The sequence below is a fragment of the Streptomyces sp. NPDC007991 genome (assembly GCF_042958445.1).
Lineage (GTDB): Bacteria > Actinomycetota > Actinomycetes > Streptomycetales > Streptomycetaceae > Streptomyces.
Genome location: NZ_JBIBJD010000021.1, coordinates 101,399 through 113,593 on the forward strand (window position 1 = coordinate 101,399; position 12,195 = coordinate 113,593).

The window sequence follows — 12,195 nt, forward strand, 5'->3', positions numbered from 1 at the left end:
TCCCTCACCCTCATGACCGCCGCCACCCGCTCCGAACACGACCTGCTGGGCGACCGTGACGTTCCCGCCGAGGCCTACTGGGGTGTGCACACCCTGCGGGCCACGGAGAACTTTCCCATCACGGGCATGACCATCTCCGCCTACCCGCACCTGATCGACGCGCTGGCCGCCGTCAAGGAGGCCGCCGCCCTCGCCAACGAGGAACTCGGCCTGCTGGACCCGAAGAAGGCCGCCGCCATCGTCGCCGCCTGCCGGGAGATCCGCGACGGCAAGCTGCACGACCAGTTCGTCGTCGACGTCGTCCAGGGCGGCGCCGGCACCTCCACCAACATGAACGCCAACGAGGTCGTGGCGAACCGGGCGCTGGAACTGCTGGGCCACGCCAAGGGCGAGTACCGTTATCTGCACCCCAACGAGGACGTCAACCTCGGCCAGTCCACCAACGACGTCTACCCGACCGCCGTCAAGATCGCGACGGTGTTCGCGGTGCGCGGGCTGCTCGACGCGATGTCCGTCCTCCAGGACACCTTCGCCCGCAAGGCCGTCGAGTTCCGCGACGTGCTCAAGATGGGCCGTACACAGTTGCAGGACGCGGTGCCGATGACGCTCGGCCAGGAGTTCTCCGCCTACGCCGTCATGATGGACGAGGACCGGTCCCGTCTTGCCGAGGCCGTCGAGCTGATCCATGAGATCAACCTCGGTGCCACGGCGATCGGCACCGGCCTCAACGCCCCCGCCGGATACGCCGAGTCGGCCCGCCGCCACCTCGCGGCCATCACCGGGCTGCCCCTGGTGACGGCGGCCAACCTCGTCGAGGCGACCCAGGACTGCGGCGCTTTCGTCCAGATGTCCGGCGTGCTCAAGCGCATCGCGGTCAAGCTCTCCAAGAGCTGCAACGACCTCAGGCTGCTGTCCTCCGGCCCGCGCGCCGGGCTCGGCGAGATCAACCTGCCGCCCGTGCAGGCCGGTTCGTCGATCATGCCCGGCAAGGTCAACCCGGTGATCCCCGAAGTCGTCAACCAGGTCGCCTTCGAGGTGATCGGCAACGACGTCACCATCACCATGGCCGCCGAGGCCGGACAGCTCCAGCTCAACGCCTTCGAGCCGGTCATCCTGCACTCCCTGTCGGAGTCCATCACGCATCTGCGCGCGGCCTGCCTCACGCTCGCCGAACGCTGCGTGGCGGGCATCACCGCCAACACCGAGGCGCTGCGCGCGACCGTCGAGAACTCCATCGGCCTCGTCACCGCCCTCAACCCGCACATCGGCTACACGGCCGCCACCGACATCGCCAAGGAGGCCCTCGCCACCGGCCGGGGTGTGGCGGAACTCGTCCTGGAGAAGGGCCTGCTGCCCGCCGAGACGCTCGCCGGCCTGCTGCGCCCGGAGGTCCTGGCCGGCAGCGGACCGGCTCCGGCGGCCTGACGGACACGAGCGCACCGGGACCGGCATGGAGGGACAATCGGATCATGACGGAGTCGACGACCTTCCAGCCGGTCCTGGAGCGCATCGCCGAGGAGATCGAGCGGACGCCCGGCCGGGGCCGGTCCGCCGACTACATCCCCGCGCTCGCCGCCCGCGACCCGCGCAGCTTCGGCATGGCAGTCGCCGAACCCGACGGCACGGTGTACGGAGTGGGGGACTGGCGGCAGCCCTTCTCCGCGCAGTCCATCACCAAGCTCTTCACCCTCGCCCTCGTCCTGGCCCGCGAGGGTGACGCCCTGTGGGAGCATGTCGGCCGCGAGCCCTCCGGCAACCCCTTCAACTCCCTGGTCCAGCTGGAGTACGAGAACGGCATCCCGCGCAACCCCTTCATCAACGCGGGTGCCCTCGTCGTCACCGACCGGCTGCACACCCGTACCGGCGACGCGTCGGGCGAACTGCTGGCGTTCCTGCGGGCGGAGAGCGGCAACCCGGACCTGACCTTCGACCAGGAGGTCGCCGCGTCCGAGTCCGCGCACGGTGACCGCAACGCCGCGCTCGGACACTTCATGGCGTCCTACGGCAACATCGACAACCCGGTACCGGTCCTGCTCGACCAGTACTTTAGGCAGTGCTCGATCGCGGCGTCCTGCGCCGACCTCGCCCTCGCCATCACCTTCCTCGCCCGGCACGGCATCCGCGCCGACGGCACCCGCCTGCTCACCCGCAGCCAGGCCAAGCAGATCAACGCGATCATGCTGACCTGCGGCACGTACGACGCGGCGGGGGACTTCGCCTACCGTGTGGGCCTGCCCGGCAAGAGCGGTGTGGGCGGCGGCATCATCGCGGTCGTCCCGGGCCGCTGCACGCTGTGCGTGTGGAGCCCGGGCCTGGACGAACGGGGCAACTCGGTGGCGGGAGTGGCGGCCCTCGACCGATTCACGACGCTGACGGGCCTGTCGGTGTTCTGACGGAACCTCCCGGCGGGCTTCGGGGGTCATGCCTTCAGGGGCGCGGCGAACCGCGCGACAAGCCACGACGAGCCCGCACTCCGCACACCACCGCACCCGGCAGAAGCTCCCGCCCAAGGCTCCCGGCCCCACCGGCCCGCACCGATCACCGGCCGGACACACTTCGGCTTCCCACCGGAGCACTCCGCGTCGTTTTCGAGCCACCCCACGTTGACACGCTGCCCGAGTGTTGGCCATGGCTTTCCCCGTCGATCTCCGCCGCTGCCAGATACTCGGTCTGGCCGGTACCGCCTTCCTCGCGGCAGGCGGTGAGACGGCCGGAGCCCTGCCCGTACGCGACCTCCTGCACCCGGCCTCCGCGCCCGCCGCCCTCGGCCTGGTGGCGGTGTACTTCGGACTCGTCCTGCTCATCGCGGCCTGGGCACTGCTGGGCCGGCTGGTCCGAGGCCCCAGACCCCCCGCTCCTCGCGCCCTGCTGCTCGTGCTCGTCGTCTGGGCAGCCCCGCTGCTGCTCGCCCCACCGCTGTTCAGCCGGGACGTCTACAGCTACCTCGCCCAAGGGGCGATGGTCGATGCGCACATGGACGTCTACGCGCACGGGCCCTCGCAGCTCGGCGGACCGCTCGCCGGCGAGGTGGCCCCGCTCTGGCGTCACACCGGCGCCCCGTACGGCCCGGTGTTCCTCGCCGTCGCGGCGGCCCTCTCGGCGCTGACACGCGGTGAACTGCCCGCCGGACTGGCCGGGATGCGGCTCGTCGCGCTCGCCGGCGTGGCCCTGATGGCCGCCGCCCTGCCCCGGCTCGCCCGCCACAGCGGCGCCGACCCGGCCGCCGCGCTGTGGCTGGGCGCCCTCAACCCGCTCGTCCTGCTGCACCTGGTCGCCGGCGCGCACAACGACGCCGTCATGCTGGGCCTGCTCGGCGCCGGCCTGGTGGCGGCGCTCGGCCGGTGGCCGTTCCTCGGCGCCGTCCTCGTCACCCTCGCCGCGCTGGTCAAGGCGCCCGCCGCGCTCGGTCTCGCCGCCGTCGTCGTCCTCCAGGTGCGTGCGGGCCGCAGTACGGCGAAAGCTCTCGTGACGACCGCCGCCGCAGCCGTGGGGACGACCGTCGTGGCCACGGCCGCGGCGGGCACCGGATACGGCTGGATCGGCGCCCTGAACACCCCCGTCTCACCCCAGAACTGGGCCCTGACCACCCTGCTCGGCCGCGCCACCCGCGCCCTGCTGGAACACCTCGGCAGCGATCTCGCGCCCCTGGCGATCCCCGCCTGGCACACACTCGGCGTCGTGGCGGCCGGGGCCGCGATCGTCCTGATCTGGCTCCGGCTGCGCCCACGCCCGCTGTACGCGCTCGGCCTGAGCCTGGCAGCGGTGGCCGCGCTCGGCCCGGCGATCCGGCCCTGGTACGCCCTGTGGGGCCTGTTCCTCATCGCCGCCGCCGCACCGCCCCGCACCTCCGTACGCCACCGCACGGCGGCGGTGACCGGCGTACTGGCGCTCTGCGTCCTGCCCGGCGGCGGCCCGGCCGACTCCGGACAACTCGTGCTGGCCGTCTCCGGCGGGGCCCTCGCGGCCGTCGTGCTGTGGCAGGCCCACCAGGCCGAGCTGGCACCGGCGCTGGGACGCACGGCATGACCCCGGGCCTGCCGCGCACCGACCGCGGACGACTCCTGCTCCTGCTCGCCCTCGCCACGGCGGTGACGGTCTTCACCGCGACCGTGCCCCTGCTGCGCGACTGGTTCGACCTGCGCGTCTACTACGGAACCATCGACAGCTGGGTCCACCACGGCGGCCGGATCTACGACTACCGGGTCCCCGGCACGGTGTACGGCTTCACCTACCCGCCGTTCGCCGCCGTCGTCATGCTGCCGATGGCCCTGCTGGACCTGCGCACCGCGATCGCCGCCGCCCTGCTGCTCAATGCGGCGGCCCTGGCCCTGATCCTGCGGCTGCTCGCCGGCCCCGCCTGGCGGCGCCTCGGCTGGTACGGCTGGGCCGTGACCGCCTGCGTCCTCGCGCTGTTCGAGCCGCTGCGCGACACCTTCAGCTTCGGCCAGGTGAACCTGCTGCTGCTGGCGCTCGTGCTCACCGACGCGGCGCTGCTCGCCACCGGGCGCCCCCGCTGGGCGGGCATCGGCATCGGGCTGGCGGCCGCGATCAAGCTCACACCGGCGTTGTTCATCGGTCTGCTGCTGGCGGGCAGGAGACGGCGCGCGGCGGCGGTCGCCACGGCCGTCGCCCTCGGTGCCACGGCCCTCGCGGCAACGGCGGACCCCGGCGCCTCACGCTTCTACTGGACCGAGGCGCTGTGGGACACCGACCGGGTGGGCCGCCTCGGTTACGTCTCGAATCAGTCGGTGCAGGGCATCCTGGCCCGGCTGGGCGAGGCGGACCGGGCGGTGTGGGCGGCGGCGGCTTTGCTGGTCCTCGTCGTGTGGGCGCTGCGGGCCCGCCGGGCGGCCGCCGCGGGGGACTGGGCGGCGGCGTTCGCCCTGACCGGCCTCGCCGCATGTCTCGTCAGCCCGATCACCTGGGTACACCATCTCGTGTGGCTGCTGCCGTCCTTCGCCGTGCTGATCCGCTCCGGGCACGCCCGGATCGCGGGCGCCCTGTACGCGGTGCTGTGCACCAGCGTGGTGTGGCTGTGGTTCGACGACGCGTCCGGCGTCGACGGCTTCCTGGGCGGCAACACCTATGCCTGGATCACCCTGGGCCTGCTGCTGTGGCTGCCCGCCGGTCAGCGGTCTCCGGAACGGCTCAGCGGCAGCCGCAGCACCAGCACCACGACTGCCGCGCCCAGTGCGGCGGCACCCGCGATCAGCCCCGCCTCCGTCCAGCCGGAGCCGGCCTCCTTCGGCACGGCGGCCGCGACGGCGGGCAAAGTAGCCGCGCCCGGTCGCCCGGCAGGCTTCGACGCCTCCAGCGAACCCACCGGTTCGACCCGGCCGCCCGCCTCGAAACCCCAGTCGAGCAGCGAGCGGGCCTCCTCGTACACCGCGGAGCCACCCGCCTGAGGGTTCATCACCGTCACGACGAGGGTGCGCCCGTCGCGCCGCGCCGCCGCGACGAGCGTGTTGCCCGCCTTGCTGGTGTAGCCGTTCTTGATGCCGATCAGTCCCGGGTACGGCTCCACACCGCGGGCGCCGCTCAGCAGCCGGTTGGTGTTGCGGATCGGGTACGACCCGCGTTCGCCGCCCGGGAACCTGGCCTCGACTGTGGCGCAGTACCGGGCGAAGTCGGGATTGCGCAGCCCGACCCGCCCGAAGACCGCCAGGTCGAACGCCGACGACACCTGGCCCGGCGCGTCGTAGCCGTCCGGGGAGACCACGTGCGTGTCGCGGGCGCCGAGGGACCGGGCCTTGGCCTGCATGCGCTGTGCCGTGGCCCGCCAGCCGCCGTTGAGTGCGGCCAGGACGTGGACGGCGTCGTTGCCGGAGTTGAGGAAGACGCCCCGCCACAGGTCGGCGACCCGGTAGGTACCGCCCTCGGCGACGCCGACCATGCTGCTGCCGGCACCGATGCCGCGCAGTTCCTCCGCGCGGACCGTGTGCCGGGTGCCGGCCGGCAGCGTGGGCAGCACGGTGAGGGCGAACAGGGTCTTCAAGGTGCTGGCCGGGGGCAGCCTGCGGTGTGCGTTGTGGGCGGCGAGCACGTCGCCGGTGCGGGCGTCGGCCACCAGCCAGGACAGCGCGGAGGTCTCCGGGAGGCGGGGCGCCCCGCGGCGGACCTGAGTGCCGGGGCGGTACAGCAGCGAAGGGTGCGGGGCCGCCGTCGGACCGGCCGGGGGACTGGGTTCCGCCCCGCCGGAACGGGCCGCGGCGGCGGGCGTCAGGACCAGCAGCCCCGTCGCACAGAGCGCGCAGGTCGACGCGACCAGCCGGGAAGAGAATCCGTTGATCATATGGTCAACGTAGGAACGGATGTCCCCCGTACCGCGACGACCGGGCCGCACACCACGCGCGAGCACCCGGATGCCGCACGGACGGCCGACCGGTGGTGATCGCGACGCCCGCGCGGAGATGAACGTGCCCGCCCTGTCCGTCAAGCCCGCGTTTATCGCGCCTTGATGTCCGCGACTTATGATCACCCGGCCCGTACGCACCAAGTTTGTGGCACGACAGCGCAAAAGCTGAGCAAAGGGGGACGACCACGTGCTCCGTATCCATTTCAGCGACGGGGACCTGGCCCGCACCACGGTCGCCGCCGCCCCCGATCCGGTGTGGGAGGTCGCCGCGAGTCTGCACCGGTTGCAGTCCCGCAGAGGCCGGTGGGCCTACGCCGCGTGGCACCGCACGGCACGGCAACAGCTGCGCGAGAAGGGGCTGGAGCGGCTCCTGCGGGGCGTTCTGTTGCCCCTGTATCCGAGGGCGGCGTACTTCCCGGACTTCCTGACGCCCGCCGACGCGGTGGGCGACCTGGACGCGGGCATGGAATCGATCGTGGCCACGCCTCCCCAGCGCGTCCTCGCGGAGCTGGCCGTCCTGGACCGGACGGTGGGTGCCCCCGCATGGGCCGGGCAGCTGACCGGGCTGGAAGCCCGCAAGGAGTTCGCGGCGATGCTGCGCGCGTACCACGCCGCGGTTGTCGCCCCGTACGAGGAACGGGCCCAGGCCCGCATCGAGGCGGAGCGGGCGGCACGCTGCCGCGGCCTCCTGGACGGCGGGGTCGAGGGGATGCTCTCCGGACTCGGGCCCATGCTGCGCTGGCGGCCTCCCGTCCTGGAGGTCAGCTATCCCAAGCAGACCGGCGACCGGGACCTGTACCTGGACGGCCGTGGACTCACGCTCGTCCCCTCGTACTTCAACTGGGGCGAGCCGGTCGCCTTCGCCGATCCGCAACTGCAGCCCGTGCTCTGGTACTCGCTGCTCCACGAACCGAGCGCGCCGGACACCCCGCACGCCGACGACGCCGACCGGCCCTTGACCACCCTCCTCGGCCGCGCTCGCGCGGTGGCGCTGCGCGCCGCTGCCACCGGTGCCACGACCGCCGAACTGGCCCGCGCCGCCGGCGTCTCGGCGTCCTCGGCCAGCCGGCACGCCACCGCGCTGCGCGACGCGGGGCTCATCACCACCGTCCGGCACGGCCCGTCCGTACTGCACACCCTCACGCCCGCGGGGGCGTCCCTGCTCCGGGCCGGCACGGGCGGGCGCGGCTGACACATACGCCCAGGGCCTAGGGCAGCGTCGGCTGGATGCGCCGCAGGAACGTCGCGTTGTCCGGGGTCTCGCGCAGCCGTTCCAGGAGGGTCTCCAGGGCGCCGTGCCCGTCCCGGTTCTGCAGCACGCGCCGCAGCCCGTGTACCGCCGCCAACTCGGCGGGCGGCAGCAGGAGTTCCTCGCGGCGGGTGCCGGAGGGGACGATGTCGACGGCCGGGAACAGGCGCTGGGACGCCGGTTCCCGGCTCAGGCGGAGTTCCATGTTGCCCGTGCTCTTCAGCTCCTCGAAGTAGAAGTCGTCGGCCCGGGAACCGGTCTCCACCAGCGCGGTCGCGAGGATCGTGAGGGAGCCGCCCTCCTCGGCCGACCGGGCGGCGCCGAAGAACCGCTTCGGGCCGGTCAGCGCGGACGCGTCGACGCCTCCGGTGAGGATGCGGCCCCCGCAAGCGGCCGCGTTGTTGTGCGCCCGGCACAGCCGGGTGAGGGAGTCGAGGAGGATCACGACGTCCTCACCGGCTTCGACGAGCCGCTTGGCCCGCTCGATCACGAGCTCGGCGAGCGCGATGTGCTGCCTGGCGCTCCGGTCGAAGGTCGAGGCGTACACCTCGCCCCGCACGCTGCGCCGCATGTCGGTGACCTCCTCGGGCCGCTCGTCGAGCAGCAGCATCATCAGCCGGCACTCGGGATGGTTGCCGGTGACGGCGGCGGCGAGCTGCTGGAGGATGACGGTCTTGCCGGTCTTGGGCGGGGCCACGAGAAGCCCGCGCTGGCCCTTGCCGACCGGTGCGATCAGGTCGACGACCCGGCCGGCCAGTCCGGCGGCCGGGTTTTCCAGACGCAGGCGCTCATGCGGATGCAGGGGCGTCAGGTCCCGGAAGTGCCGGCGGCCGCGCAGTTCCGCGGGCGTACGGCCGTCGGCTCGTGTGACGTCGGTGAGAGCGCGCCGGTCGCCCAGGGTGCCCTCGACGAGGTCGCCCTTGCGCAGGCCGTGGCGGCGGATCAGGGCGGGGGAGACGGCGGGGTCGGTGGGCGCGGGCAGGCAGTTCTCACCGCGCAGCTGCCCCTTCCCGCTCGCGTCGATGTCGAGGACGCCGAGGGCGGTCCGGGGCTCGGAGTGCCGCTGGGCGGGCGGGGTGTCGAGTGTGGTGGTCATGGTGGTGTGTCCTTTCACGGACGGCAGGCAGGAGACATGCGAAGGGAGGGGGAGAGAGCCGCGAAGGGAGGGCCTGAGGCACGCCTCCGGCGGCGGGGGAACAGCACCTCGGGTACGACAGAGCGCGTCGAGATGCCGGAAAAGATGGAGAGAAAGGAAGAACAGCACCGGCGCCCACACAGAGAGGGGCGTGCACGAGTGCTGCTTGCAGGCTACCACCCGACGGGGCGCCAGGGGAGGGAGATATGCGTCAGCGGGTGGCCAGCAGCCCGTACAGCAGCGGAATCCGCGGCTCGGGCAGCCGCCACCAGCCGGACTCCGTACGGACCATCCGCGGCCAGCGCGGCCAGGGCAGTTCGGCGCTTTCCCGTAGCCGCCGGACGGTCAGTCCCGCTTGTGTCAACGCGTTGACGACCTCGCCCATTCCATGCATCCACTCGTAACTGTCCGTGGCGCCCTCGACGGCCGGGCCGTCCGTGTACGTGTGGGTCGCGTCCCGGTGCACGGGACCGCCGCCGCCCAGGTAGTCGTGGCGCAGGAGCAGCTCGGGGCCCTCGCCCGGAGCGGGTTTCGGTCCGAGCGAGTTGAGCAGGGGGTGGAACTCGACGACGTACAACCTGCCGCCGGGACGCAGGAGCCGGCCGACGACCTCCGCCCACCGGTCCAGGTCCGGCAGGTAGCACAGGGCACCCTTGCCGGTGTAGACGACGTCGAACCGCCGCCCGTCCAGGGCCTCGTCGGCGTCGTACACGTTCGCCCGGACGTACGACACGTCCGCGCCGGCCTTCGCGGCGATGCCGGCCGCGGCCGCCACGGACGCCTCGGAGAAGTCGAGGCCGACGGCCCGGGCGCCGCGCCGGGCGAAGGCGATCGTCTCCGTGCCGAGGTGACACTGCGGGTGCAGCACGTCACGGCCGGCCAGCTCGCCCAGGTCCTCCCACTCCCAGGGCGCGAACCAGCGCTCGGGGTCGGGGTCCTGGTCGAGACCGTAGAACCGGCTGGCGAGATGGACGGGCGTGCGGGCGTCCCAGTTCGCCTGGTTGGCCCGCATCAGCCGGTCGTGATCGACGGACGTCATGAGGACATCCAACCGCCGGCGGACCGCGAGCGGCGGGAGAACGCGGCAAACAGACCCCGGATGTGTCGCCACTGTGTCGCTCACATCGAGCGCGCCCGCGTGTCCTCGGTGATCCGCTCGAACTGCGCGCCCATGGCCGCCGCCAGGGCCTGCGCCGCCGACAACGGGCGCACCATCACGGTCAGTTCGTCGATGAGCCCGTTCTCGTCGACGTGGATGAAGTCGCAGCCGTTCAGCTCCCGGTCGCCGACGCGGGCGGTGAAGACGAGGGCGTGGTCACGGCCGTTCACGTCGTTGATCTCGCGCACGTAGCGGAAGTCCTCGAAGACACCGGAGACGGCGCGCAGGATCGCCGCCGTGATCGGCTTGCCGGTGTACGGCTTGAACACGACCGGGCTGGTGAAGACGACGTCCGGCGCCAGCAGCGCCTCGGCGGCGTCGAGGTCGAGTGCCTCGACCGCCTCACGGAATGCACGCATCGAACCTGCCTTAGTCAATTAATTGAGTAGGTGCGGAGTAGATTAGTCAACGGTTGATACGGTGTCCATATGTCTCTCAAGTACGCCGTGCTGGCCGCTCTCCTGGAGGGCGAGGCCTCGGGCTACGAGCTGTCCAAGGTGTTCGACGTGTCGCTCGCGAACTTCTGGGCCGCGACCCCGCAGCAGCTCTACCGGGAACTGGAACGGCTCGCGCAGGACGGACTGATCGAGGCCAGGGTCGTACGCCAGGAACGGCGGCCCGACAAGCGGATGTTCACGCTCACCGAGGCGGGCCGTCAGGACCTGCGCGCCTTCGCCGTCACACCGCCCCGCCGGCCCACCGCCATCCGGGACGAACTCCTCATCAAGATCCAGGCCATGGACGGAGCGGACCCGGAGGCGACCCGCGCGCTGGTCGAGGAGCGCGAGGCGTGGTCGCGCGGCAAGCTCGCCCGCTACGAGCGCGTCCGCGAACGCCTCCTGGCCGGCCGCGGCGAGGAGGAGTACCTGCGGGACGCCGACCGCATCGGCCCGTACCTCACGCTGATGGGCGGCATCGCCTACGAGGAGGAGAACCTCCGCTGGTGCGCACGCGTCCTCACGATCCTCAAGCAGCGAGCTGCCCTAGGCTGATCCGATGTTCAGCCCCGAAGGCCCCACTCTGCGTGAGCTCGCCGTTCAGGCGCTGTCGTCCGTCGAACGCGGCTACGACCTCCTCGCGCCGAAGTTCGATCACACCCCGTTCCGGACGCCCGACGCGGTCCTGGGCGCGGTCGAGTCGGCCTTGCGGCGGACCGGGCCCTTCGCGGCCGGGCTCGACCTGTGCTGCGGTACCGGCGCGGGTGTCGGCGTGCTGGCGGGGGTGTGCCGGGAGCGCGTCGTCGGGGTCGACTTCAGTGCGGGGATGCTCGACGTGGCCAGGGAGCGGGTCCGGCCTACGGGGCCGCCGGTCTCCTTCGTCCGCGCGGACGCCCGTGCCCTGCCCTTCGGGCCCGCCTTCGACCTGGTCGTGAGTTTCGGGGCCTTCGGGCACTTCCTGCCCCGCGAGCTGCCCGGACTGTTCGCGCAGGTCCGCTCCGTCCTGCGGCCGGGCGGCTGCTTCGCATTTGTGCTGGTCGCCCCGCCCCGCCCGGGCTCGCTCGGCTACTGGATGCTGCTCGGCTTCGACGCGGTGATGCGGGTGCGCAACGCGCTGTGGCGGCCTCCGTTCGTCATGTACTACCGCGCGTTCCGCTTCGGGGACGTACGGCGTGAGCTCGCCCGGGCCGGCTTCGGGGTGGATCTCCACGCCCTGCCGGAGTTCGGCCGGCGACGGGACGGCAGCCCGCGGGTGCGGCTGGTCGTCGCCCGGACCCCGGACAGGTCCTAGTCAGTCGCGCAGGAAGTTCAGCAGGTCGTCGTTGAACGCCTGCTCGTAGTCGCCCACCAGACCGTGCGGGGCGCCCCGGGTACACCTTCAGCGTCGCGTCCTCGACGAGCTGGACGGTCCGGTGGGCCGAGGCGCCGATCGGCACGATCTGGTCGTCGTCGCCGTGCGCGACCAGCGTGGGTACGTCGATCCGCCGCAGGTCCTCCGTGAAGTCGGTCTCCGAGAACTGCGCGACGCAGTCGTAGGCGCCCTTCAGCCCGGCCTGCATGCTCCACCTCCAGAACGCCCGCCGTACGCCCTCCGAGACGGCGGCCCCGGGCCGGTTGAAGCCGTAGAAGCTCTCGCTCAGGTCCCAGTAGAACTGCGAGCGGTCCGCCGCCACCGCCGCGCGGATCCCGTCGAAGGCGTCCTTCGGGGTGCCCTTGGGATTGGCCTCCGTCCGCAGCATCAGCGGCGGCACCGCGCCCAGCAGCACGGCCTTGGCGACCCGCGCGGTCCCGTGCCGCCCGATGTAGCGGGCCACCTCTCCGCCGCCGGTCGAATGGCCCACCAGGACCGCGTCGGAGGTC

Annotated in this window: 10 protein-coding genes and 2 pseudogenes; 7 read left to right on the top strand and 5 right to left on the bottom strand. The window is 72.4% G+C overall.

Going from position 1 to position 12,195, the window contains the following annotated elements; genetic code table 11:
• Positions 1-12: 12 nt before the first annotated feature.
• From aspA to ACFZDA_RS39305, 4 genes are all read left to right on the top strand, one after another.
• Positions 13-1,425, top strand: a complete 1,413-nt coding sequence (gene aspA, locus ACFZDA_RS39290) for an aspartate ammonia-lyase (protein WP_391090936.1) — start codon at positions 13-15, stop codon at positions 1,423-1,425.
• A gap of 44 nt (positions 1,426-1,469) precedes the next feature.
• The gene (locus ACFZDA_RS39295; RefSeq protein ID WP_391090937.1) at positions 1,470-2,393 is read left to right on the top strand and encodes a glutaminase; all 924 of its coding nucleotides are present in this window, start codon (positions 1,470-1,472) and stop codon (positions 2,391-2,393) included.
• A 235-nt stretch (positions 2,394-2,628) separates the two neighbouring features.
• Positions 2,629-4,026 carry a polyprenol phosphomannose-dependent alpha 1,6 mannosyltransferase MptB gene (gene mptB, locus ACFZDA_RS39300; protein WP_391090939.1) on the top strand — a complete coding sequence of 466 codons (1,398 nt, stop codon included), beginning with the start codon at positions 2,629-2,631 and terminating at the stop codon, positions 4,024-4,026.
• A complete protein-coding gene (locus ACFZDA_RS39305) occupies positions 4,023-5,405 on the top strand; it encodes a glycosyltransferase 87 family protein (RefSeq protein ID WP_391090941.1) in 1,383 nt (460 codons plus the stop codon). Before mptB ends, ACFZDA_RS39305 begins: the two co-directional genes overlap by 4 nt.
• Before the next feature lie 59 nt (positions 5,406-5,464).
• Here the strand turns inward: ACFZDA_RS39305 and ACFZDA_RS39310 are convergent.
• Positions 5,465-6,292, bottom strand: a pseudogene (locus tag ACFZDA_RS39310) (D-alanyl-D-alanine carboxypeptidase family protein); the annotation flags it as partial.
• 250 nt (positions 6,293-6,542) lie between these two features.
• On the opposite strand from ACFZDA_RS39310, the gene ACFZDA_RS39315 reads away from it, so the two are divergent.
• Positions 6,543-7,547, top strand: coding sequence for an ArsR family transcriptional regulator (locus ACFZDA_RS39315; protein WP_391090943.1), 1,005 nt, complete (start codon positions 6,543-6,545; stop codon positions 7,545-7,547).
• Between the two features lie 16 nt (positions 7,548-7,563).
• Here the strand turns inward: ACFZDA_RS39315 and rho are convergent, their stop codons facing one another.
• The 3 genes from rho to ACFZDA_RS39330 all read right to left on the bottom strand — a co-directional run bounded on the left by rho (position 7,564) and on the right by ACFZDA_RS39330 (position 10,257).
• Positions 7,564-8,700 carry a transcription termination factor Rho gene (gene rho / locus ACFZDA_RS39320; RefSeq protein WP_391090945.1) on the bottom strand — a complete coding sequence of 379 codons (1,137 nt, stop codon included), beginning with the start codon at positions 8,698-8,700 and terminating at the stop codon, positions 7,564-7,566.
• Between the two features lie 250 nt (positions 8,701-8,950).
• A complete protein-coding gene (locus tag ACFZDA_RS39325; RefSeq protein WP_391090946.1) occupies positions 8,951-9,778 on the bottom strand; it encodes a methyltransferase in 828 nt (275 codons plus the stop codon).
• Positions 9,779-9,858: 80 nt separating this feature from the next.
• Complete coding sequence (locus ACFZDA_RS39330; RefSeq protein WP_391090948.1) at positions 9,859-10,257, bottom strand: nuclear transport factor 2 family protein; 399 nt, start codon at positions 10,255-10,257, stop codon at positions 9,859-9,861.
• Positions 10,258-10,326: 69 nt separating this feature from the next.
• Between ACFZDA_RS39330 and ACFZDA_RS39335 the strand changes: the two genes are divergently transcribed.
• Both ACFZDA_RS39335 and ACFZDA_RS39340 read left to right on the top strand, forming a co-directional pair.
• On the top strand, positions 10,327-10,890 hold the full coding sequence (locus ACFZDA_RS39335) for a helix-turn-helix transcriptional regulator (protein WP_391090950.1): 564 nt from the start codon (positions 10,327-10,329) through the stop codon (positions 10,888-10,890).
• 4 nt (positions 10,891-10,894) lie between these two features.
• Complete coding sequence (locus tag ACFZDA_RS39340; protein ID WP_391090952.1) at positions 10,895-11,626, top strand: methyltransferase domain-containing protein; 732 nt, start codon at positions 10,895-10,897, stop codon at positions 11,624-11,626.
• On the opposite strand, the pseudogene ACFZDA_RS39345 reads toward ACFZDA_RS39340, so the two are convergent.
• Positions 11,627-12,188: pseudogene (locus ACFZDA_RS39345) on the bottom strand (alpha/beta fold hydrolase); the annotation flags it as partial. It abuts the gene before it with no gap.
• Positions 12,189-12,195: the final 7 nt, after the last annotated feature.